General features: G+C 39.9%; 20 protein-coding genes and 1 tRNA gene. 5 read left to right on the plus strand and 16 right to left on the minus strand.

Going from position 1 to position 24,411, the window contains the following annotated elements; translation table 11 throughout:
* Window positions 1-11: 11 nt before the first annotated feature.
* Entirely contained in the window at window positions 12-1,406 is a 1,395-nt protein-coding gene (locus BLT94_RS07035; protein WP_092232030.1) for a sigma-54-dependent transcriptional regulator, read from the plus strand.
* 270 nt (window positions 1,407-1,676) lie between these two features.
* On the opposite strand, the gene BLT94_RS07040 is transcribed toward BLT94_RS07035, so the two are convergent.
* Window positions 1,677-1,752 (minus strand) — tRNA-Ala (locus tag BLT94_RS07040).
* A gap of 447 nt (window positions 1,753-2,199) precedes the next feature.
* On the opposite strand from BLT94_RS07040, the gene BLT94_RS07045 reads away from it, so the two are divergent.
* Window positions 2,200-3,486: an MFS transporter gene (locus BLT94_RS07045; protein WP_092232033.1), complete on the plus strand. Its 1,287-nt coding sequence runs from the start codon at window positions 2,200-2,202 to the stop codon at window positions 3,484-3,486.
* Between the two features lie 100 nt (window positions 3,487-3,586).
* On the opposite strand, the gene BLT94_RS07050 is transcribed toward BLT94_RS07045, so the two are convergent.
* The 4 genes from BLT94_RS07050 to trxA all read right to left on the minus strand — a co-directional run bounded on the left by BLT94_RS07050 (window position 3,587) and on the right by trxA (window position 9,441).
* Window positions 3,587-5,506, minus strand: coding sequence for a tetratricopeptide repeat protein (locus tag BLT94_RS07050; protein WP_092232036.1), 1,920 nt, complete (start codon window positions 5,504-5,506; stop codon window positions 3,587-3,589).
* A 389-nt stretch (window positions 5,507-5,895) separates the two neighbouring features.
* On the minus strand, window positions 5,896-6,930 hold the full coding sequence (locus BLT94_RS07055) for an arsenic resistance protein (RefSeq protein WP_092232038.1): 1,035 nt from the start codon (window positions 6,928-6,930) through the stop codon (window positions 5,896-5,898).
* Window positions 6,924-9,026 carry an ASKHA domain-containing protein gene (locus BLT94_RS07060; protein ID WP_092232041.1) on the minus strand — a complete coding sequence of 701 codons (2,103 nt, stop codon included), beginning with the start codon at window positions 9,024-9,026 and terminating at the stop codon, window positions 6,924-6,926. The genes BLT94_RS07055 and BLT94_RS07060 overlap by 7 nt, the downstream gene beginning before the upstream one ends.
* Window positions 9,027-9,057: 31 nt before the next feature.
* Entirely contained in the window at window positions 9,058-9,441 is a 384-nt protein-coding gene (trxA, locus tag BLT94_RS07065; protein WP_281243356.1) for a thioredoxin, read from the minus strand.
* A 458-nt stretch (window positions 9,442-9,899) separates the two neighbouring features.
* Here trxA and BLT94_RS07070 point away from each other — a divergent pair, with 458 nt between their 5' ends.
* Window positions 9,900-11,309 (plus strand): sigma-54 interaction domain-containing protein, encoded by a 1,410-nt coding sequence (locus tag BLT94_RS07070; protein WP_092232167.1) that lies wholly within the window; start codon window positions 9,900-9,902, stop codon window positions 11,307-11,309.
* Window positions 11,310-11,345: 36 nt separating this feature from the next.
* Here the strand turns inward: BLT94_RS07070 and BLT94_RS07075 are convergent, their stop codons facing one another.
* The 10 genes from BLT94_RS07075 to BLT94_RS07120 form a co-directional block, all read right to left on the minus strand.
* The gene (locus BLT94_RS07075) at window positions 11,346-12,257 is read right to left on the minus strand and encodes a chemotaxis protein CheV (protein WP_092232047.1); all 912 of its coding nucleotides are present in this window, start codon (window positions 12,255-12,257) and stop codon (window positions 11,346-11,348) included.
* Between the two features lie 72 nt (window positions 12,258-12,329).
* On the minus strand, window positions 12,330-12,521 hold the full coding sequence (locus BLT94_RS07080; protein ID WP_014957648.1) for an FmdB family zinc ribbon protein: 192 nt from the start codon (window positions 12,519-12,521) through the stop codon (window positions 12,330-12,332).
* Window positions 12,522-12,575: 54 nt separating this feature from the next.
* Entirely contained in the window at window positions 12,576-13,292 is a 717-nt protein-coding gene (locus BLT94_RS07085) for an ABC transporter ATP-binding protein (RefSeq protein ID WP_092232050.1), read from the minus strand.
* A complete protein-coding gene (locus tag BLT94_RS07090; RefSeq protein ID WP_092232053.1) occupies window positions 13,292-14,065 on the minus strand; it encodes an ABC transporter ATP-binding protein in 774 nt (257 codons plus the stop codon). Before BLT94_RS07090 ends, BLT94_RS07085 begins: the two co-directional genes overlap by 1 nt.
* A 2-nt stretch (window positions 14,066-14,067) precedes the next feature.
* On the minus strand, window positions 14,068-15,342 hold the full coding sequence (locus BLT94_RS07095; protein ID WP_092232056.1) for a branched-chain amino acid ABC transporter permease: 1,275 nt from the start codon (window positions 15,340-15,342) through the stop codon (window positions 14,068-14,070).
* Window positions 15,343-15,373: 31 nt separating this feature from the next.
* Window positions 15,374-16,309: a branched-chain amino acid ABC transporter permease gene (locus tag BLT94_RS07100; protein ID WP_092232058.1), complete on the minus strand. Its 936-nt coding sequence runs from the start codon at window positions 16,307-16,309 to the stop codon at window positions 15,374-15,376.
* A gap of 99 nt (window positions 16,310-16,408) precedes the next feature.
* Window positions 16,409-17,584: an ABC transporter substrate-binding protein gene (locus BLT94_RS07105; RefSeq protein WP_092232062.1), complete on the minus strand. Its 1,176-nt coding sequence runs from the start codon at window positions 17,582-17,584 to the stop codon at window positions 16,409-16,411.
* A gap of 117 nt (window positions 17,585-17,701) precedes the next feature.
* Window positions 17,702-18,772 (minus strand): sigma-54 interaction domain-containing protein, encoded by a 1,071-nt coding sequence (locus BLT94_RS07110; RefSeq protein ID WP_092232065.1) that lies wholly within the window; start codon window positions 18,770-18,772, stop codon window positions 17,702-17,704.
* A 53-nt stretch (window positions 18,773-18,825) separates the two neighbouring features.
* Window positions 18,826-19,209, minus strand: coding sequence for a response regulator (locus tag BLT94_RS07115; RefSeq protein WP_092232068.1), 384 nt, complete (start codon window positions 19,207-19,209; stop codon window positions 18,826-18,828).
* Window positions 19,210-19,316: 107 nt separating this feature from the next.
* Window positions 19,317-20,249 carry a calcium/sodium antiporter gene (locus BLT94_RS07120; RefSeq protein WP_092232071.1) on the minus strand — a complete coding sequence of 311 codons (933 nt, stop codon included), beginning with the start codon at window positions 20,247-20,249 and terminating at the stop codon, window positions 19,317-19,319.
* Window positions 20,250-20,390: 141 nt separating this feature from the next.
* Here BLT94_RS07120 and BLT94_RS07125 point away from each other — a divergent pair, with 141 nt between their 5' ends.
* Window positions 20,391-21,404, plus strand: coding sequence for a 3-oxoacyl-ACP synthase III family protein (locus tag BLT94_RS07125; RefSeq protein WP_092232074.1), 1,014 nt, complete (start codon window positions 20,391-20,393; stop codon window positions 21,402-21,404).
* Here the strand turns inward: BLT94_RS07125 and pgi are convergent.
* Complete coding sequence (gene pgi, locus BLT94_RS07130; RefSeq protein ID WP_092232077.1) at window positions 21,399-23,021, minus strand: glucose-6-phosphate isomerase; 1,623 nt, start codon at window positions 23,019-23,021, stop codon at window positions 21,399-21,401. The genes BLT94_RS07125 and pgi overlap by 6 nt on opposite strands.
* Window positions 23,022-23,322: 301 nt before the next feature.
* Here pgi and BLT94_RS07135 point away from each other — a divergent pair, with 301 nt between their 5' ends.
* Entirely contained in the window at window positions 23,323-24,384 is a 1,062-nt protein-coding gene (locus BLT94_RS07135) for a protein GlmU (RefSeq protein WP_245743005.1), read from the plus strand.
* Window positions 24,385-24,411: the final 27 nt, after the last annotated feature.

The following is a 24,411-nucleotide window of genomic DNA, read 5'->3' on the forward strand; positions in this document are numbered from 1 at the left end:
GATCATTAATCATGAATAAAAAGACACATCATATCCTTGTGGTCGATGATGAAATAAGCATGCGAGAGTTTCTTGATGTTTTATTATCCAAAGAAGGATATAAAGTGTCGGATGCCGGAAGCGGTAAACAGGCCATCAAGATGATTCAAAAAAATGGTTATGATCTTGTCCTGTCTGATATTCGTCTCGGGGACATCGTCGGCCTGGACGTTTTAAAAGAGGCAAAAAAGAAAAATCCGGATACGGTTGTTATCATGATATCAGCTTACTCAACCACAGAAATTGCTGTTGAGGCCATGAATGAAGGGGCCTACGATTTTGTCCCCAAACCATTTGATAACACGGAATTGAAGCATACTATCCAAAAAGCCCTTGAATTAAAAACCATTGACCAGGAAAAAGATCGGACGTCATCAGAGCTTCGGGATAATATGCATTTTGAACGGATTATCGGAAAAAGTCCCGGAATGATGGCGATTTATAAACTAATCGAACAAATTAGCTCGACAAAAACCAATGTGTTGATCACCGGGGAAAGCGGAACCGGAAAAGAATTGATTGCAAGGGCGATTCATGAAAATTCCGATCGGAAAAATAATCCTTTTGTAGTTGTCAATTGCGGTGGTATCCCGGATACGTTGATAGAGAGTGAATTTTTTGGTCATGTTAAAGGCTCTTTTACAGGAGCGGTCAGTGATAAACAAGGCCTTTTTGAGGCAGCAAATCTTGGAACTATTTTTTTAGATGAGATTGGTGAATTGTCTCCCATTTTACAGGTCAAGCTTTTGCGTGCGGTTCAGGAAACCTCTTTTAAGCCTGTTGGGGGAACAAAAGACATTGATGTGGATGTCAGGATTATCTCTGCTACCAACAAAAAACTCGAGCAGGAGGTGATTGACGGAAATTTCAGGGAAGATCTTTTTTTTCGACTGAATGTTATTCCCATTAAAGTTCCGCCGTTAAGGGACAGAAAAGGTGATGTGGCACTTTTAGCCAAACATTTTGTTGGAAAATATTCCCAAAAAATGAAAAAGGATATTGTCAAGCTGTCTTCCTATGCCATTGATTTTTTGAATAGCTATAGTTTTCCCGGTAATGTCAGGGAGCTTGAAAATCTTATCGAACGAAGCGTTGCCCTTTCTTCCACCAATATCATCCTGCCCGAAAGCCTGACCATTTCCATGCACAAAAAACGCAGATGGGTTGAAGGAATTAAAGATCAAAGGTTTGATCTGGATGATGTTGAACAGGGTGTGGATCTGGATAAGATCCTGTCAACTATTGAGCACTCCTATCTTAAAAAAGCCATGGAACTTGCCGGTGGTAACAAAAACAAAGCTGCCGAATATTTAAACCTAAGTTTAAGATCCATGCGTTACCGTCTTGACAAAATAGAAGACGAATAGCAATTTTTTTAGATTCGTATGAGATAATTTTTTTAAAGCGATGGAGAAAACTTTGCTTTACAGAAAAAGCATGCTCTATTATTTTGATCTGAAAGCAATGATAAAAAAGATAACCTAAACAATTAATGTAACAAGAAAAACAAAAGACCGATCATATTTTGGTCGGGTTGTTTATTTGGTAGAAAAATATTTTAGGCATTTTTCATATGTTATCATAGATGATCGCATAAAGATTTATTCTTTTGTAACTATCTAAGTTTATTGATAGTATGGTGGAGCTGAGGGGGATCGAACCCCTGACCTTACGGCTGCCAGCCGTACGCTCTCCCAGCTGAGCTACAGCCCCACATCAAAAGCACTACTTTAATAATAGATTGAACCTTTTGTGTCAACAAAAAAATAAAATAAAAAACCTCGTTGCGCTTGATAGCTCAAGCAGATAGAGTCTTTGTGCAAACAAAAATCACCATCAGCAAAGGGGTATTCTTGGGTATAACTAATTGATATAGAAGGATGTTATTTGTCTGTATTGTAAATATTCAGCTTAGTCATTGAGGAATTTTTAATAATTCCGATATTATGCGGCTGGATTACAGTGCTGAGTACAATTGTGAAAAAATATAAATAAAAGACAATCGGCACACCCTGTATTTAAAGGCCAAACTAAGGTAATGTAGTCTATGAAACCGTTATCATGTTTGTTGATTTAAAAACCCTGCTCATGAAACACTTGACATAAAAAATATCGATAAGTATTCTTCCTCTTTTTATATAAAAGAGGAAGTTTAGAAAATTGAACAACAACAATAATACATTATTTGATATTATAAAATCATCCCGCCGCTGGCTGATATTGATCATAGCCGGAATCCTGTTCGTTCTGTCGCAGTTTTACCGTTCATCCGTAGCCGTGATTACTCCGAACCTGATACAGGACTTGAGCCTTGATGCCTGGGAATTAAGTACTGTATCGGCATCATTTTTTTATGCCTTTGCTCTTATGCAGATTCCTGTCGGGCTTTTTCTTGACAGCATTGGCCCCAGAATCACCATGACCCTGCTCACATTGGTTGCCGTGGCAGGCGCACTGATTTTTTCCATGGGAGAATCCTACTACTCGCTGACCATAGGCAGGGTGTTTTTGGGAATCGGTATGGCATGCAACTTCATGGGAACTTTAAAACTCATCACGATCTGGTTTCATCCGAAACAGTTTGCAACACTTTCAGCTATTATATTATCAGCTGGCACTGCCGGCAATATAGCGGCGGCTACCCCCCTTGCATTAATGGTACAAACGCTTGGATGGAGAAACAGCTTTGTGACAATGAGCGGAGTCACTTTTTTTATAGTGATTCTTTTCTTTTTCCTGGTAAACGACCGGCCCGGCAACCAAATTATTTCGGAAAACCAGGGAGCTTCCCGTCCTAAGGTAAGAGATACTCTGCAAAGGGCTAAAATCCTTTTTTCCCAACGGGATTTCTGGATCATTTCGTTTTCCACATTTTGTCGTTATGGTATTTTTGCTTCTGTTCAGGCGCTTTGGGCAGGCCCCTATCTTATACAGGTGGCTGGACTCTCACCGGTTACGGCAGGTAATATTATCCTGCTAATGAGTATCGGCATGATCATCGGCAGTCCCGTGACAGGGCATTTATCTGATATTGTTTTTACATCTCGAAAAAAGGTTATTACCTTCGGTCTCTTCGGGATGTCTGTTATTTTAGGAATTCTTGTGTTTCTTCCCGGGGAATCAGGAAAAGTGACTTTGTCAGTCCTCTTTTTTTGTTTTGGTTTGTTCAGCAGTTCAGGACAGCTAATGTATGCACATATAAAAGAACAAGTTCCCCATGAAAATGCAGGCATGGCAATGACAGCAATTAATTTTTTTACCATGGGCGGAGTTGCTGTTTTCTTACAGGGAATAGGCTTTTTAATGAAATTTCTTTATCCAGGAACCTCTCTGGGCTTTTCAGCTTTCAAAAGTGCCTTTATCTTCTGCGGAATCTGCCTTGCGGTTATTTGTGTTTGCTACACCTTTACGACCGAAACCCTTGCCATGAAAAAAGACTATCGTTAAATAATGATTTTGGAAGACATGCTCCTCTAAAAAACAGGGGCTTGTAATGTTTTATCTTCATTAAAAACCCCTGTTATAAAAAATATAAATTATTTTTTTGTTATTTTATTTTTCGCAAGACTCTGGAGGACCATTTGGAATCATCCATTCGTCTGCTCAGGCTCGTACCCAGTTTGGAAAGCATATGATTGGACTGAGCTTTTTCTTCTGCTTCCGCATAAATTTCTGCAGCAATATCAGGGTCATTCATCTGCAGTAAAGCAGTTTCCGCCAAAAACACAAGATCATCAAAGGAGGTCAGTTTTTTGCGAGCTGAAGACACAATATTTGACAAGAATATCTGTTCGGATGTCTGATTTTTTATAAGACAAATCAATTGCCCGTAATCCCGTTGGGACTGGCAGAGTGATGCTGCTGAGCCATAGAGTTTTTGAGCCCAATCTTTATCCTCAAGCCAGTTAAAAACAGCTCCGGCAATACTCGCAAAATCAGACAGGCTGCTGCATTTTTCCTCGGCTTTGCTCAGCAGCTTTGCTGCCCATTCCTTGTCATTGAATTTTTTTACTGCAATGGACGCAAGTTTGATAAAATCACTGTTTTTGGAACTCTTGTTTTCAATACCGACATATATCTCACGAATCCAGGCCTCATCTTTAAGTGTATCGGCAATGGCACGGGTCAGTTCATCATAGAAACTGAGACTGGTGCATTTATCCAGAAGTTCTGAATAGATATCCCTTACCAGGGCTTCGTCTCCTAAGTCCGAATGAATACCGGCAGTAAGTTTTATAAAATCGTTAAAATTAACGGTAAGTGCTTTTGCAAGCTTGTAAAGCTTGGCTGCGTAATACTTGTCTCCTGTCTTCTCAAACACCTCATGGGCAAGTGTCCGCATGGGAGAGCAGGTTTTGGTTTCCTGTTCTCTTAAAATAAAATCCGCATATAATGCTTTAAATTCTTCCCGTTTTTCCAGCTGAAAGGAAATTGCCGATGTCCAGGTCTCGTCATCGGTGACAATCTCCTGGATAGCCTTGGCTGTTTTGATAAAGTCTGCATTGGTTTTTACGGCCCCTTCAGCCTGTTTGAGAACCTGAACTGCCGCATCCGTATCTTTAAGATCTTTTGCCATGGAAATGGCCAGAGCAACCAGTTGGCCGCAGTCCGGATTAGTGGCTGCCGCTTTCTGATAAACTAAAGAAGCAAAGGCTGCATCACCGGTGTTGTCAAATACGGCCTTGGCCAGTTTCAGATAATCTGAAAAATCTTTAAAAACTGTTTCCGCTTTTTTATAAACAGACATTACAAAATCAGTATCATCCAGCTGTTTTTTTACGGTTTCGGCAAATTTGAGCAGCTCATTTCCGGATTCAAGTGATGCCAGGGCTTTTTCACAAATTTTTCGGGCAAGGTCATTGTCTTGAAGGTCAGTTGTAACACCGGCCGCAAGCACTATAAAATCATCTGCCTTTGATGCTTTTGTCATTGCTTTTTCATACACATTCTTGGCCCTGTCCTTGTCTTTGAACATGTCCAGAACAGACTTTGCAAAAACCACATAATCATCGGCTTTTGAACATTTTTCAAAGGCTTTGTCAATGGTTTGTTCAGCAAGCTCTTTGTCGTTGAGAACTTTGGCAATATGATCGCTTAATTCTAAAAAATCCGTTACTTTGACACATTTTGAACTTGCAGCTCCGATAATGTCTTTTGATACATCTTCAAGCTTAAGCTCCAGGGCCGCTGCGGCAAGCTTTAAAAAATCTTCTGTTGAACCGCACAGGTTTTTACCCTGCTCCAGAAGGGCGGTAGCAGCATCCGTATCCTGAAGCAAATCAAGACTGGCCTTGGCATATACGACTGCGTCTTCAAATGTTTCGGCCCAGTCAGCACCTTCTTGCAAAAGTTCGGACGCCCACTCTTTATCAGAAAGTCCGTCCACAATTTCTTTTGCCACGGCAATATATTCTTCCGGAGCATCACACTCTTCGGCTTTTTCTTCCAACTCTTCTTTTAATCCCATGTTTCCTCCTTGTTGTTTTGAACAATATTATATTTAAACATTTTAATTCAGGTAAGTAAGACAATCTCTTATTTTTTTATTGTCAGATAAATTGCCTATCACAGGTCGTTTTTTTGTGCAATCAATATTCTTCTTGAAGGCCGACCCCTGTGAAGTTTGTTGCCCATAAAGAAGACTAATTATTCTTAAATGGGGTTTGAGACTCTTTGACTTGATCTCAATTGATTCTTTTGAATGGCCGAAATTGTAATACAGCCGATAAAACAAATACGAGCCGTTGGAGATATTGCAATTCAACGGCTCATATTTATTCGATATACTTGGGCCTTATGCCTGGATTTTATGGCAGATTTTTATATGCCAGGTCTTTTTTTTATATGCCAAGACTTTTATAAAGGTACGGTCAGTTTTTCAGTTTTATCAGGTTCTGATGCCATCTCTTTTTTTGCTGTAGAAGAGCCGAACATAAAATTAATAAATTTGACATACCATGCCGCCGACTGGATCTGGATAATATAGGCAAGGGCGATCAGCAGTGCAATGGTCATTCCTTGTTTGCCAAAGGCTGTCATGGCAATGGCAAGGGCAATGGATAAATCCCGCATCACGACACCAAACACCATGGCAATGGCATCTTCTCTTTTAAACAGCAATCGGCCGATCACAGTTAAGAACACATATGATATCAGGTAAAAAACAGCCAAAGGAACCAGTATGGTAACAATATCTCCGGGGTTTGCAATAATATGCCTGGCTTTAAGAGACATGGCTAAAAATGCAATCATGACCACCCCAAGTGCTGAAAAAGGAGGAAATTTAGGTTTTATTTTTTCATTCCAATGTTTTGTTCCATATTTTTTCATTCCGAAAAACTGGGTAAAAAGACCTACAACTAAAGGTAAAAACACGAAAATAGCAATCTGTTTGAACATATGAAGCATGTTAACTTCAATGGTTGCACCCATGAATACTTTTGTAAAAACCGGCGCGGCAAGAGATCCTATGACAAGGCCGAATACAACCATTTTAATGGCAGCTTCCTTGTTTCCTTTTGCAAACCCGGTCCAGGATATGGTCATGCCTGATGTTGGAAGAACGCCGATCAAAAACAGCCCAACAGCCCAGAGTCCTAATTTTTCAGCCTCGCCTGATAAAAATATTTTCCCGATGAAAAATGCAATTATAGGAATAAATATAAAATTAATGAGCTGTGTAACCAGTTGGAGTTTGCCATCATGGCCTTTAAAAATGGTTTTCACATTTAATGTCACCATCATGGGGTAAACCATTATAAATGTCACCGGGATAATAAATTGTTTTAAGGATGATGCGTCAAACAAATATCCGTAGATCAATCCGAATATCATGGAAACAGGGATAGCCCAAACTAAATTTTTTTGTATGAATGATAATATTTTCAGCATGCTACAGATTCCTTTCTTGTTTTGGTTATGTGAATGTTTGGAAATAAATTTGCATCGGTATGAGGTAAAAACTGGGCCTTGGTAAACTCTTCCATAAACCCGTTGTTACTTGAAAAATCAAGATATGTCATTGTGTTGGAAATAGCCATGGCCCGGCTTCGAAAGGTATTGGAAAGAAGAGCCATATAAGCGCCTGCTATGGAACTGTTGCCCATATATTTAAATTTTTCTCTTTCAATATCGGGTAGCAATCCTATGGTTATGGCCTTTTCAACATCAAGATATTGTCCGAAACCGCCGGTGATAATCATCTGGTGAACAGAAGAAAAATCCATTCCAACCTGTTCAAGAAGAATGCTGAATCCTGCATATACGGCTGCCTTGCTCAGGATCAGACTCTTTATATCAGACTGGGTAAAAATAATATCTTCTTCTGAATCAATATTTTTGCCAAATTCAATGATAAATGCCGGTTCATCATTAAATCGTGTAAATCTTGGATGATCCGGTTCCATTATAAATTTTCCATCCTGACCAATAAGTTGCTTTAACAGCATTTCAGACAGCAGGTCTATCATGCCTGACCCGCAAATACCCCTTGCAGGTTTATTTTCCACAGTTGAATAGGCCGGTTCAAACGAATCAGGAGCAAGGATTATTTTTTCAATAGCCCCGTCTTCAGCGCGCATTCCCCATCTGATGCCGCCGCCCTCAAAGGCCGGACCTGCAGAGCAGGCTGCAGTCATAAGAAACTCATTATTACCCAGAACGATTTCCCCATTTGTCCCAATATCAATAAACAAGGTGAACTCTTCCAATTGATGAAACCCTGTATAAAGAACACCTGATACAATATCTCCGCCAACATAGCCGGCAGGTCCGGGCATGACAAAAACACCTGCATAAGGTGCAGCCTTTAAACCGATTTCCCCGGCTTTCATAATGGGGAATTGAGAAACCGTAGGAATATAAGGTTCTCTTCTAATGTATTTTGCCTCTATTCCCAACAGCAGGTGAGTCATGATTGTGTTCCCGGATATTACGATATTTTCCACCTGCTTATGGTCTTCCTCAATTGAATCCAGGGCTCGTTTTGTCAGATTGTTGATGGTTGAAACTGCCATTTTTTTTAATTTTCCAACCCCGTCTTTTTCAGAGCATATGATTCGGTTAATCACATCATCTCCACACGCAGCCTGTCTGTTATGACCAGAGGCAGCACTGAGAACTGCACCATCAGCCATATTCACAATATAAACGACAATGGAGGTGGTTCCCAGATCCACGGCCATTCCAAGGGATTTTTTTTCATCATGGGCTGCAGGAGAGACGTCAACGATTTCCGAAGAACATTTTTTCCATAGAACAGACGCAACAACTTTGAAGTGATCATTCCTGACAGACGCTGTCAGTTGACGCATTACCCTGATATTGGTACTCATTTTGGAGATGTCATATCCAAGTTTTTTAAGCGCCCTGGTTAATCTGTCAAGGTCACTGACAGTGTCCTCAAGTGTTGGCAGATCAAGCTGCAGAGGAATCTTTTCCACGATGGGTTCAATTTTTTCCACAAGGCCTGAAAGTTTTTTTGTGGCCTGTTCCCCCATACCCGCTGCTTTAAGCTTTTTCTCAATGGTTTCTTCGGGAATTTTGACAATAATATCTTCTAAAATCTTTGATTGACATGCCAGAACATATCCTTTTTCTTTTTCCTTGTCACTTAACAAAGAAGTTTTTTTAGAATCCACTTTACCTGATTGTATGATCAGTCTGCATTTACCACATGATCCCTTGCCATTGCATGACGCATTAACATAAATATCCGCTTTTTGGGAAGCTTTCAAAAGATTGGTTCCGGCACTGACAGTCACTTTCTTTTTTCCTGGTTCAAAAATAACGGTATATTCTTTTTTTTCGGTTTCATTTTCAGACGATTCAAACCCTTTTTTTGTAATAAAATAAATGGGGCATGAGGGTCTGAACTTGCAATAAATATCAGGATCACGACATTCCAGGCATTCTTCGCAAAGAAAAATATTGTGTTTCATACAGATGTAATTTGTTTCTCGATCAGGGTGATTGATACAATTACCCATTTTTAACCTCCGTTTTTTAATGATTCAATTTTTATAGTGCATCATCCAGGCTCTTTGTAATGGTGATTTCAGGTTGAAGACCGACAAAGCGCTTAATTTCTTTTCCATTCTTAAAAAGTATCAGAGTGGGAATACTTTGTACCATGTATTTTGTTGCTAAATTTTTATTTTCATCAATATTTACCTCAACAATAGAAGCACGATTGAGATATGTTTTTGTTATTTTTTTTATGATGGGCTCCTGTGCTTTGCAGGGCGCACACCAGTCCGCACTGAAATCCATCAGGACAACACCCTGTTCTATGTTTTCCCAGAGTTTGTCTGTTCTCATTTGTTCACCTCCATTAATAATTTGGGTAAAAAAGCAATTATGAAAATGAATATAATCAAAAAATATGCCGGACAACAATTTCACAATTTAACAGAAGTCTTAAAAAGTTATAATATATTGAAAATAAAGCAAATAAAAAGCTTAAAAATCTTTTAAGAGGATGTTGTCTCAACAAAAAGACAACCCAATAAAGTAACGTTACACCGTTAATTGGGTTGCGCTTTGTACCGGTTGAGTGTACATTTCATATCATGCAATATGAAAGTTTTGAAAAATTCAGACAGTGACTTTTAATCTTTGCTGTGGGCAAACCAATGTGAAAGACCAGCTCTGCCCGTGGCAGTTATATGAAAAAATAAAACATGGAGGAAAAGCATGAAGGAAATGGTTTATATTCTTATATTTTTAGGGGTGTATATCCTTTTACAGGTATATATACTTCCGAAAATGGGAATCTCTACATGAATGAAAGATGCCTGTCAGGTGACAGACAATCAAAAGAACAAAGAAAAGACAACAAAGGAGAAATCTCAACTATTAAAATGAAAACCTATCAATTATGGAATGTTAATTTTTTAAACCAGATTCTTGATACCATGGCGGAAGGTTTGTTTACACTGGACGATCAGGGGGTTATCACATCCTGGAACAGGTCCATGGAAAAAATAAGCGGCTATTTGGCACAGCAGGCTGTTGGGAATACCTGCCGCCTGATCCAATGCAGCAGGTGTTTTGGTCAAACCTGCCCTGCTGATATCAATAAATGCGGAGTTATTCAACACGGGAAAACCGAAGCCAAGGAATGTTTCATCCGGCATAAAGACGGTTATGATATCCCTGTCATAAAAAATGCAAGGCTTGCCCGGGATGAAAATGGTCAGATTCTTGGCATTGTTGAAACTATTACCGATTTGACCGAACTAAAACAGATAAAAAAATCTGCTGAAGAAGCCCAGAGAAAACTAAAAAAAGCCTACAGGCTTGGAAATATTATTGGAAAAAGCATTGTGATGCAGGCTGTATTTGATGCGATCCGGTCTGCTGCAAACAGCCGTGCCACAGTTCTTATCCAGGGTGAAAGCGGAACCGGAAAAGAACTGGTTGCCGGGGCCATTCATTATAACGGCAACAATGACTCGGGTCCGTTGATTACTGTCAACTGTTCGGCACTTTCCGAGACCCTCCTGGAAAGTGAACTTTTTGGTCATGTTAAAGGTGCCTTTACCGGGGCACACAGGGATAGAAAAGGCCGTTTTGAGGAGGCGGACGGTGGTACCATCTTTCTTGATGAAATAGGGGAATTAACGCCCTATATGCAGATAAAACTGCTTAGAGTCATCCAGGAAAGAGAAATCGAAAGGGTAGGGGAATCCAAAAAAAGAAAGATTGATATCAGGATTATGGCGGCAACCCATAAAAATTTGTATGAACTCACTCAACAAGGAACATTTCGAGAAGATCTGTTTTATCGATTAAAGGTTTTTCCAATTCATGTTCCCCCGTTAAGAGAGCGCCGCGAAGATATCCCATTGCTGGTAAGTCATTTCATTAAAAAAGGCAATAAAAGGGAAAACAAACAGATAAAAGGCGTTGAAACACAAGGAATGAAACGATTGATGGAACACCCTTGGCCCGGAAATATCAGAGAACTTGAGAATGCAATTGAACATGCTTTTGTTATTTGCAATTCAAACCACATTCAACTTGCTGATCTGCCGGTGGAGGTGCGGGAAAACCATGCATATCCGCAAACCGGTTTTGAACTTACCCGCCCGGTCCAAACCGGTTCATACGGAACGCAAAACCAGGTCAAGTTGACAAAACAAGATCTTTTGATCTTATTGGAAGAGTGTCATTGGAATAAAGCAGAAGTTGGCAGACGAATTCAAAAAAGCCGGACCTCTGTGTGGAAATACATGAAAAAATGGAATATCCCCTTGCAAAAGCTGTAACAAACTGTTGATAACGCAATGAAAAAGCAATTGATATCAGCATCTTTTGTCCATAATGTTGATGAGCTGATTGATTTCCGGTTTGTTGATGCAGAAATCTGCATTGATTTTGTTGCATTTTGTGATCATCTGTTCATTGATCAAGCTGGAAAACATCACCACATAAATATCTTTTAGATCCGGGTCGGTTTTTACCTGATGGCACAGGGTTAATCCATCCAGAACAGGCATGTCAATGTCGGATATCAACACAACATTTTTTATGTTTTTGTCTGAATTGTTTTTATACTTCTGAATTAAATGATCAAGTGCTTGACCACCATTGACAAACGGTTTTATGTTTTGAAATCCAGCTGTTTGAAGTTGTTTGACAACGGCTTTGCGCATTGTGGGAGAGTCTTCTGCAAAAACAATTTCCAAATTTTCCCGCTGGACGAATGTTGCCTGATCTAAATTTTCCTGTGAGATTTGTTCGATAAGCGTTTCAGGAAAAAATTCAGCCAGAATGTGTTCTAAATCCAGAATCAATACCTGAGTATCATCGACATTAACGGAACCTGTAAAAAAAGAATTGTCCTCAAACAAGTGGTCAAGAGGAATAAATTCTTTCCAGGGCAGCCGGTATATTCTGTTAACACCTTGAGCTTTAAAACTGTTTATGGTCTTATTAAATTCCGTTACAACGATAATCTCTTTATCAAATTTTTGCTTAAGATCAATATCAAGTATCTGGGAAAGATCCAGCAAAGGAATGGTTTTGTTCCTGTATAAAAGCATGCCGGATATCCCGGACTGCGTTCCCGGCAGGGACGTAACAAGCTCGGGATCATACAGTACAATTGACTGGACCTTGTCGACATTAACGCCAAAAAGCTGATCATCTACCAGTATGGTTAGAAGCTCCATCTCTTTGGTTCCTGTTCCAAAAGTTGTATCTTGTTTGTTCATTTTATTTGCCTTTAATTTTCAAAGTTGGTTTTTAAAATTGATCCTTCAAACTGAAGGATAATATTAACTTGCTCATGAAAAGCCTTTGGGTGAACTTGTTGCACACTTGCCCATACTGTTTCCCATAAAGCTTGCAGCGCTCATTTTTTTTGTCACATCCTTGCTGTTGCAGCCAGGGCAGGAAATATTTTTTTCTTCACCGGCAAAAACCAGTTTTTCAAACTCTTGTTTACATTGATTGCAGGTATACTCAAAAATAGGCATAATATCTATCCTTTCATCTTATTTCAGATTATAGATTTGTTTTTCATGTATCTTTTACGCTCCCAGATACGCTTTTTTTACATCCGGGTTGTTGAGCAATTCATCTGCAGGTCCTTCAAGGACAAGAGATCCATTCTCAATCACATACCCTCTCTGGGCAAATTTCAAGGCCAGCCGGGCATTTTGTTCAACCAGCAGGATGGTGGTTCCCAGATTGTTGATTTCTTTTAAAGCCTCAAACATTTCAAGCATGAGAAGAGGGGCAAGCCCCATGGAAGGTTCATCAAGCAGCATGATTTTCCGTGCGCTCATATACCCCCTTCCAACAGCCAGCATCTGTTGCTCGCCACCGGACAATGTTCCGGCAAGCTGGTCTTTTCTCTCCTCAAGTCGGGGGAACAGATCAAATACCCACCTTCTATCTTTTTTGATCTGTTCTGTGTCTTTTCTTGCAAAACAGGCCAGGGTGAGATTTTCCGTTACCGTAAGATTGCCAAAAACCCTTCTTCCTTCAGGTACATGGGATATGCCGAGTTTTGAGACGACCTTATCAGTATTGTATTTAAGGATATTTTCTCCTTCAAATTCAAGAACAGATCCCGGCTCAGCCGGAACCATCCTGGAAATTGCCCGCAAAGTAGTACTTTTGCCCGCACCATTGGCTCCGATAATGGTTAAAATTTCACCCGCTTCGACAGAAAAATCTATTCCATGAAGAGCTTTTATATTTCCATAGGAAACCCTTAAATTTTTTATGGTAAGCTGATGCATCAGGTTAAATCCTCCTTGCCCAGATAAGCTTCAATTACTTCAGGATTATTTTGTATCTCTTCAGGCGGCCCCTGTGCTATAACTTCTCCAAATACAAGGGTTTGAATATGCTGGCATAATTCCATTACAAATTTCATCCTGTGTTCGATCAAAAAAATGGCTACTTTAAAATTTCGATGCACCTGTTGAATAATTTTAATCATTTGAACCAGCTCATCAGGTGTCATGCCTGCCGTGGGTTCATCAAGAAACAAAATTTTGGGGTTGGTGGCCATGGCCCTTGCCATTTCAACACGCCGTTGTGCCCCATAGGGCAGGTTGGTTACCATTTGACGAGCATGCTGCTTGATATCAAACAGTTCAAGCAGGCGATAGGAATTTTCTTCAATCCTGGCTTCCTGTTGCCTGCATTTGCGGGTATTAAAAAATGATCCGATCAGCCCGTAGGATAATTGTGAATAATGGGCCATTTTAATATGATCCAGAACACTCATGTGCCGCCACAACGCAAGATTCTGAAATGTTCTGCCCAGGCCTTTGGCGGCAATTTCATTGGTTTCAAGCCCTTTGATGTTTTCATTTTCAAGGGTGATGGAGCCTTTTGTGGGTGTATAAACACCTGTAATCAAATTAAACACCGTGGTTTTACCAGCACCATTGGGCCCGATAAGACCTGTGATCTGCCCGGGTTCAATGGTCAGGTTATAATCATATACCGCTCTGAGACCACCAAAATAATGCGTCATATTATTTACATTGAGCAATGCGGACATGGTCAGACTCCTTGTTCTCTTTTGTGTTTGGATCTCAACAGCTTTTTGGCGTTGATCTGAGTAAAGGAGATCAGACCGTAAGGACGGAAAATCATAACAAGGATTAAAATCAGTGGTATGATAATCCATTTAAAAAGCTCAAGCGGTCTTAAAGCCTCTCCCAGGACATTGATGCTGACAGCACCCACAATGGAGCCTACAATGGAGTTGAGCCCGCCAAAATAAACCATGGCAAGAATTTCAGCAAGACGGTTGATGCTGAACATGCCCGGATTGATATAGGCCAGGACATGGGCAAACAATCCACCGGCAATACCGGCCCAGAATGCACCAAACATAAAGGCTGTCATTTTGGTTTTACGGGTTTTTACTGTCATGGATTCTGCGGCAGCTTCATCATCTCGAACGGCATTTAATGCTTTTCCCATAATCGAGGTGACAAAATTGTGTATGATCCAGATGGACAGCATGGTCCAGATAAAAATAATAGGCAGAGGAGCATAATCAGGCTGCCCACCCATTCCCCTGGCACCGCCGATAACATTGAGGTTTTCCACGGCACTTTTCACGATAAACATGAATGCAAGAGAAATAATGGCCAGGTAGTCTCCTCTGGTTCTAAAAGAAGGAATCGCCACAAGCAGCGAGCCCAGTGCGGCTGCAAATCCACCGGCTAACAGGGCAAAGGGAAAAAGCCATGGACCCAGGGCAGGCGATAAAACAGCTGTCCCAAAAATTTTGTCATTCACAAAAAAATAAAGGGTTAAAATGGAAGACACATAGGCACCCAGTGCCATGAATCCGGGATGAGAGCAGGAAAATTCCCCCTGGTATCCGTTAATAACGTTGATACTTACGGTTAAGATGATGGAAATCAGCGTCAGCTTGACAATAAGAACCCTGTAATCATTAATGCCTGCCCATAGATGAAGCACGCCATAGAAAAAAATCAAATGGATAACGGCAGAAAGCCATACCGGAGTTTTTTCAATCATGGCTGCTATGGGGTTGGTGACAAAAGTTGTGGTCTTTGCGATCAAAAGAACCGGAATAACATATACGACAATATCATACCCGACAGCACCCGGTATCATCATCGGTTTTTTCAGCATAATCAGAGCGCCGAATAAAACCGGTATTTTAGGCAACCCCAGATAATAGGATATATAATCATAGCCCCAGTAATACTCGATGAGTACTGCTGCAAGAATACCCAGCAACCAGCCCAGTATCGGCACAGTTGAAAACATAAGTTTGATTTTTTTTATTATTTGCATTTAATTTTCCTGTATCTGTCCGGTTAAAGAATTAAAGCCTTAATTTTGTGCTGTGTTCCATTCCAAAAAATCCTCTTGGTCTGTATGTCAGGATAAGAAGGATAATGGAATAGGCGATTAAATCCCTTAAGGTTGACGGGAAAATCGTGGCAACAAATATTTCGATAAATCCCAACAGGTATCCGGCAAGAGCTGCGCCTTTTATGGACCCACGGCCACCCAGAATGGCGGCAACAAATGCTTTCCAGCCGATAAGAACTCCCATATACGGATCTAATATCGGGTAGGCCTGTCCATACAAAATTCCGGCAACCGCAGCAAGACCTGCACCGATGGCAAATGTCAGCGGTGCCATAATATTGATGGACACCCCCATCAAAGGAACGGCAAGAAAATCATATGACATTGCCCTCATAGCCATCCCCCATTTTGTTTTCTGGATAAACGCATGAAGGGCCAGCATTAAGAAAAGCGACAGGATAATAATGAGTATTTTTACATTTGTAAAATAAACACCACCGATATTATAGGCAACAGATTCCATCAATGGCGGAAAGCTTAATCTTTTCGCACCCAGCAAGATCAGGATACTTGTTTCAAAAATAATACCGATCATCAACCCTGTAATGGCAGCAGATGCCCTGGGGGCTGATCTCAAGGGCCTGTATCCTGCAACTTCAACAAGAACACCGATCCAGGATGCAAGAAACATTGTAATAACAACCGTGGCGATAAAGATCAGAGGCCCGGGTAAAAAGGGCGCAAATAAAGCAATAAAGAGGGTTGCAATCCCAAAGCCGATATAAGTGCCCAGCATGAAAATGTCACCATGGGCAAAATTAAAAAGCATTAAAACGCCATAGACCATTGAATAACCAATGGATATAACAGCATAGAAACTTCCTCTCTGGAGCGCGTTTATCAGGTTTTGAAGAATATACGGTATAAATTCAATCAAAGATTCCATTCATCAACTCCTGTCAGTATTAAATATGAAAGACTGCTGTACACGATCAGCACAGCAGCCAGACAATAAATTAAAAGGTATTATATTTTTTTAGATATTTTAAGGACAACTGGATTTATAAAATTCATATTCACCATTATCGCTGATTTTAACGATAACAGCACATTTGATTGGATCACCTTCGTTGGTAAAGGTCATATTCCCTGTAATACCGGCAAAATTTTTGATTTTGGCAAGACTGTCCCTGACAGCTGCCCTGTCTTTTTCAATTCTGCCGCTAAGTTTTCCAATATCCTGAATAGCCTGCTGGGCAAGACGCAGCGCATCCCATGTCAGAGCTGCCACATCATCGGGAGTGTAGCCGTAAGTGTCCGTATATCTGTCGATAAATGCCTTGGTAGCACCTTTGGCACCTGCTGCTGCATAATGTGATGAAAAAAATTGTCCATAACAAGGTTTCCCGCAAAGCTCTATGGTTTCCGCAGAGCCCCATGAGTCTGATCCCACGATTGGCCCTTTCCAGCCAAGGTCCTTGGCCTGTTTGACGATCAAAGGGACTTCATTGTAATACTGAGGGGTAAACAGGACCTGGGCACCGGATTTAACAATCTGGGTTAACTGTGAAGAAAAATCCGTATCTTTTGTTGTAAAGCTTTGATAAGCAACAACAGATCCTGCACCATGTTTTTTCTCCCATGCGTCTTTAAATACTTCGGCCAATCCCTTTGGATAATCAGAGGCGACATCATAAAGGACAGCAGCTTTTGTAAAGCCGAATTCTTCAGTGATAAAATTTGCCACAACAGGGCCCTGGAACGGATCTAAAAAGCAGCCACGGAAAACATAAGGTCTGTCAAGGGTTGTATTAGGGTTGGTAGACCAAGGACTGATCATAACGGTTTTATATTTATTGGCAACTTCACCGGCAGGAACAGCCTGTTTGGAAGATTGGGGGCCGACAATGGCCAAGACATCATCCTGGGTGATCATTTTTGTGTTTGCCTTTACGGCTGATTCTGCTTTTGACTCATTATCTTCGATAACAAGTTCAACTTCATATTTTTTATTGCCGACTTCAAGGCCGCCTGATTTTTCAATATCTTCAAGCCACATCATTGCGGCATATTTGGTGCCTTCTCCAACTTTTGGAATATCTCCGGTCAAAGGGGCGTTAATACCGATTTTGATAATCGTTTTTCTTGCACTAAAACATTGTGAAGAAAATATCATGGCAAAAACAAAGGACACAACTACTAAACAAACAATTTTTCGCATTTTCCCTCCTTTAAACATTAAATATTTCAAACACCATATGAGGTTAATTTATATGTAAAAACATAGCTTAAGTAAAGGACAATCAAGTAAAGAAAGGATAATAGTGTGGGTGTAAAGTTATTTTACAGGAGGGTGTACTTCAAATTCGTTCATTTTATAAAGCAGGGTTTTATAACTGATTTTAAGTATTTTTGCAGCCCGTGATCTGTTCCAGCCAACTTTTTCCAAAACAAACGCTATAACTTCTTTCTCGACTTTATCCGAAGCCAGTTTTTTGATTTTTTTCAATGAGATGTCTTCAAATAATTTATCCGAACTTGTGGATAAACCAACAAATTCTGAAATAATATCGGATTGATCAGACATAAACTCATTATTCTCAAAAATTTGATCTGCATTGAAATTGTTATCTTCCAGGGTATGAGGTGTTATGTCATGATTGTTTTTTGGAAGTTCGTCAAAAATTTTCTCCCATGAGTTTATAACCATTTGTTTTTTAATACAGTTTTGTAGCTGCCGAACATTTCCAGGCCATGGATAATTGCAAAGTTTTATAAGGGTATCTGAGTCGGGTTTACTGCCATGATTTTCAGGATACTCTGATTTATAGAGATTGAAATAATATTCAATGAGCGCAGGAATGTCTTTTTTTCTTTCCCTCAGCGGTGGAATATCAATTTTAATAATATTCAACCGATAAAACAAATCCTCTCTAAAGGTCTTTTGTAGCATGCATTGTTCAAGATTATGGTTGGTGGCTGCAATGACCCACACATCAGTTTTAAATTCCTGATCTGATCCAAGGGGAGAAAATTCACCGCTTTGAAGCACATGAAGCATTTTTGACTGTAATGCCATTGGCATATCACCAATTTCATCAAGGAAAAGAACGCCCTTGTCTGCTGTCTGAAATTTTCCGGGACGTTTTTTATGAGCTCCTGTGAAAGCGCCTTTTTCAAACCCATAGAGTTCGCTTTCAAGTAGTGTTTCAGGCAAGGCAGCACAATTGATTTTTACAAATTTTTTTGAAGATCTTGTAGATTCAGCATAAAGATTTTGAGCAACGACTTCCTTTCCTACACCGGTTTCGCCGGTTATCAGCACATTTAAACATGTATTGGCCACATGGCTGATCAGTTCTTTTATTTTCAATATCGGTTTGCTTATGCCGATCAAAGGTATGGTCATAAGTATTATCTTAATCTCTTGTTTATCAGTAATTTGTTACTTGTCGCTATCTATTATTTGTCGGTTTCCCGGTTAATTAATCTGGAAACCATATTTTCAATTTTGAACAGATCGACCGGTTTAAAAAGAACGATATCTGCTTTGGCTTCAGAGGCCAGTGCCCCCGGTTGATCGCCATATCCTGTCATTGCGATAACTTTGATATCAGGATATTCTTTTTTTATAATGGAAATCAGCCCTACACCACTGATATTGGGCATAACAAGGTCGGTAATCAGGCAATTAAAAACAATGGAGGTACTTTTGATCAATTTTAAGGCGGCAAAACCATCAACAGCAGTTTCTACTTCATACCCCATTGAATTAAAAAAATCATAAAATGTTGATAAAATGTCTTCATTATCATCAACGATTAAAAGCTTTTTTACATCTGCCATTAGATACCTTTTAAAATTCTCAAGGAAAGTATTGTATTAGTTATTAAATATAATAAATTTGTTGGCCCTTGCAAGAAAAAAATAAAATAGTTACGAATTTATCACCACTATTTTATATACGAAACCAGTATATAAGCAACAAATAAGATTATGAACATACAACCGGTTCTTTTGCTTATGCCTTTATTCATAAAGGCGATAAGTCCCAATACGACACAAATAAAGATCATAAATGGAAATTGAAAAAAGTGAAGATGTCCATCTGTCGCCATTGGATTGAAAATACCGACAGTTCCCATAACAAGACAGATATTAAAAAGATTTGAACCGACAACGTTTCCCACGGAAATATCGCTTTCGCCTTTTGCTGCTGCGACAGCTGATGTGGCAAGTTCGGGCAGGGATGTTCCCAGCGCAACAACAGAAATTCCTATAAAAGTTTGAGAAAGACCAATTTTTGTGGCAATTTTTATGGCTTCCTGAACAACAAAATTTGCACCATAAGAAAGCGTAACAATACCGATGATAACGAATAAAATATTTTTAATAATATTCCGAAGGGTTGGTCTGACAATAGGGGTTTTGTTGTTTTTATCTTTTGCAGTGATAAAACCATATATCAGAAAAATAATTAATAAAAAGATTAAGATCAATCCATCGGTTCGCCCTATATATGAATCCATGCATAGCAACCAGAATACCAAAGAGATAAAAATAAGGTAGGGAATTTCAAATAAGGCAACCTGTTTTTTTATGGCAACAGGCATTATAACAGCGCTTACTCCCAACACAAGAGCAATGTTGATAACATTGCTGCCCAGTATATTTCCAATTGATATGCCGCCTGATCCTTTATATGCAGCCACAAGGCTGACCAGCAGTTCCGGTGCGGAAGTGGCAAGTGAGACAATGGTCAGGCCAATGACAACCGGCCTGACGGCAAACATGACAGCGGTTGACACTGCTCCTTCTACTAACAGCCATGATCCGGCATACAATAGGAATAGGCCAAGAATTAGTATAAATGCTTGTAAAAACAATTGATTATGCCTAATATCCTTTTCGGGTTATGCTTAAGGTTCTTGCCAAAGCTCTAAATTAATATTATAAAGCGTGCATAATATAGCACGCAGAATGATTTAGCAATATGATAATTTAGAATTTCGGATAAGGAAGACGCGATGAAAAAAAGCATCATCAAAAGCACGGGGATGTTTGTTCCGCCAAATGTCATTACTAACCATGACCTTGAAAAAATGATTGACACCTCTGATGAATGGATAAAGCAAAGGACAGGGATCGAGCAAAGATACTGGATTGATCAGGAGGGTGCGACCGGGTCATCTGATTTAGGGTTTGAAGCTTCCAAAATGGCATTGGAAAATGCAGGCTGGACAGCTAAGGATATTGATTTTATCATTTTTGCAACACTCAGCCCGGATATCATGTTCCCCGGCTCAGGATGCCTGCTCCAGGCAAAACTGGGTCTTGATTCCACACCTGCACTGGATATCAGACAGCAGTGTACGGGATTTCTTTATGGCCTTGCCACAGCAGATGCCTATATAAAATCGGGACTTGCCAATAAAATCCTGCTTGTGGGTGGAGAAGTCCACTCTTCGGGCCTTGACAAAACAACCAGGGGTCGGGATGTTACTGTGATATTCGGTGATGGCGCAGGCGCTGTCTGCATTGAAGGTGTTGAAACCGATGAAACAGCCGGTGTTATCAACTCTTCTCTGCATGCAGATGGCAATTTGGCTGAAGCATTAATGGTAGAGCTTCCGGCCTCAAGACTTCCTTTGCGGGTTCCGCCGGATGCGTCTTTTGATGATCCCAGATATTATCCAATCATGGATGGACCGGCCATATTTAAAAAAGCAGTGAGACTGCTGCCCAAAGTCATAAACGAATCTCTTAAAAAAGCCCGGATCAGTCTGGATGATATTGATCTGATCATCCCTCATCAGGCCAATATCAGAATAAATCAAGCCCTTGGACACTTCTTAAAACTGGATGACGATAAAATTTTTCACAATATTCAAAAATATGGGAACACTACGGCAGCAAGTATCCCGATTGCACTCCATGAAGCAATGGAACAAGGACGTATAGGTGCATCAGGAGATATCGTTCTTTTTGCGGGCCTAGGTGCCGGACTCACATGGGGCAGCGTAATTTATAAATTTTTATAATGACCCGTTAAATAAAGTATCAAGATAAAATTTTGTTGCAGGGTCAAAGGAATCAAAAGTATAAGTCTCATCCGTGTTTTTCTGTTTGATATGATCCCTGATCTGTGAAGCAAGAATTTTGCCCAGTTCAACACCGAACTGGTCAAAGGGATTTATTCCCAGTATAAAGCCCTCATATACGGTTCTTGCTTCATAAAAGGCCAATAGCATGCCGATACTCTCAGGTGTCAGATTATTGATGACAAGGGTTGAAGACGGTCGGTTCCCTGTAAAATATTTTGCCTTGTTATCGTCATCTTTTCCCATTGCCAGGGCTTTGGCCTGTGCAATCATATTGGCCCATAATTCCTGATGGTTGTAAACCCCGTTTGATCCGGCCTGATCCTTATTGTAAACCGGTGTTACAACCCCTATAAATTCAACGGGAAACGGACTGCCCTGATGGGCAAGTTGAAAAAATGAATGCTGGGCGTTTGTGCCGGGCTCGCCAAAGATAATAATGCCGGTCTTATAATCTATAAGGTTCCCGTCAAATGTAACCCCTTTGCCAAGGCTTTCCATATACAATTGCTGCACATGGGGGGCAAGTTTGGACAGGGCGCTGCAATAGGGAATGATTGCCTGTGCCGGATAGTGCAAAAAATTGGAGTTCCATATGCTTATTAAAGCGGATATTAAAGGAATATTTTGCTTTTCCGGGGCATTTACGGCATGTAAATCCATTGCGTGGCACCCTTTTAAAAAGCGGGTGAAAATATCAAATCCAAAGGCAAGGCTCAGCGGAAGACCTCCGACGGCTGAAGTCACAGAATACCTCCCACCGATGAAATCAAACATATGAAAAGAATCAAGAACCTTATTTGCAGGGTCATCCCCGGGGCTGCCCTTGGCGGTAACCGTTACAAGATGGCTGGACGGATCAAGTTTGTTGTTTTTTAAAAACAATAACACCTGTTTAAGATTGGCCATGGTTTCAGTTGTTGTATATGATTTTGAAATGACAATCCAAAGGCAGGTTTCAGGGTTAATAGTTTTTATGACCTGTCCGAAATTATCAATATCAACATTGGAAAGAAAATGAAGCTTAATCTTCGGTTCAATACAATGTTTTAATGCCGTATATACAAATTCGCACCCAAGATAAGATCCGCCGATCCCAATAACTACCGCATCCGTAAACGGTTTTCCACTATCACTTCTAATTTGACTGTTATGAATTTTTGCAGAAAACTCTTTAATTTGACTGTTTACACGGTTTATTTCAGACAGGACATCCATGTCAGTCAAATTAGCAGGATCAGGGATAAAACCCCGTGCAGCAGTGTGAAGAGCTGCTCTGTTTTCCGTTATATTAACGATTTCACCAGATACCATTTGGGAAAATTTTTTTTTTGCCTCGGCTTGTCTTGCAAGATTCAACAACTCTTCCATCACACGATCGTCTATCCGTTGTTTGGAAAAATCATAGAAAAATCCATCAAATTTTAATGAAAAGTTTTCAAGTCTTTTTTTATCTTGAATCATATGTTTTAAATGAAATTTATCTTCATTTAAATTTTTGGAAAGACGGTTTAGATTTTGAAAGGCTTTACGGTCGTTGAATCGTGTCTGAACCATTTTATTCTCCCATTGAAATTTTCGCATTTTTTAAACATTACCGGAAAAATTTGATTATAATACGGAAACCTTTACCTTGGGTCAAGGTGCGGTTGAGAAAATACCTTGACAATTTAACCCCTGGACAATTATTTATACGGTCATGGAAAAAACTATAGTAAATACGCTCATAAAAAAAGGGGTGAAAATCCCTAACCCTGAATCAGTATATATATCAGAGGATGTAAATCCCGACAGAATTTCAGGTGAGAATGTTACCATTTATACCGGCTGCAAGATCGTCGGAGAAAGATCCTTAGTTATGAGAAATTCTCAACTCGGGTATGAAGCTCCGGTAACACTTGAGAATACATTGGTTGGTGAAAATACAAAACTAAAGGGCGGTTTTTTTACCAACGCTGTTTTTGCAGGTGACAATTCATTTGGTTCTGGCGCTCATGTAAGAGATGGCACCATACTGGAAGAACAGTCCAATGCGGCGCATACTGTAGGGCTGAAGCAGACAATTTTATTTCCCTTTGTTACGATAGGCAGTCTGATTAATTTCTGCGACTGTTTAATGGCCGGAGGAACCAGCCGTAAAGACCACTCTGAAGTGGGTTCTTCTTTTATTCATTTTAATTATACACCCAACCAGGACAAAGCCACGCCTTCCATGATGGGAAATGTTCATCAGGGAGTCATGCTGAATTCAAAACCGATTTTTTTAGGCGGGCAGGGCGGACTTGTGGGGCCTGTCAGGATCGGATACGGCTGCATCACGGCAGCCGGGTCCATTATTCGAAAAAACGAATTAAAGCAGGGTCGTCTTGTGCTTGGAGGGGCGTTTAAAGAGGTTTCAGTTCCACGGCAATATGATGTTTACACAAATATTTCTCATATTTTTAATAATAACATTCACTATATTGCAGGGCTTATTTCATTAAAATCCTGGTACAAACACATCCGGCCGCTTTTTGTGTATGATGAGTTTTCCCGGGCATTAATCAACGGCATGCAGAAAAATCTGGATATGTGTATTAAAGAAAGAATCCATCGCTTTAAAATTTTTTGTGAAAAATTAAATTTATCAAAAGAAATCCTTCTCTTAAAAACAAAAGATAATAATTCAAAATCAATTCTAATCCATGATAAAGCCATGGATAAATTTAAGCTTGCCTCCCAGATTTTTAACGCAGAGGTGGGCAATAAAAAAATAAATAAAAATGGAGAAGCGTTTGTTTTTGCTGTTGAAAAAAAAACAGAGCAGACGGGAAAAAAATACATAAAAACAATTCAAAGCCTGGACCCGGATGAGAGTAAAAAAGGGATTCAATGGCTGTTTGATATTGAACAAAATATGGTTGAACAATTATTAATCTGACTGAAACGGATACATTCAAAATTATAA

Origin of the sequence: Desulfobacula phenolica (assembly GCF_900105645.1) — a bacterium.
Taxonomy (GTDB): Bacteria; Desulfobacterota; Desulfobacteria; order Desulfobacterales; family Desulfobacteraceae; genus Desulfobacula; species Desulfobacula toluolica.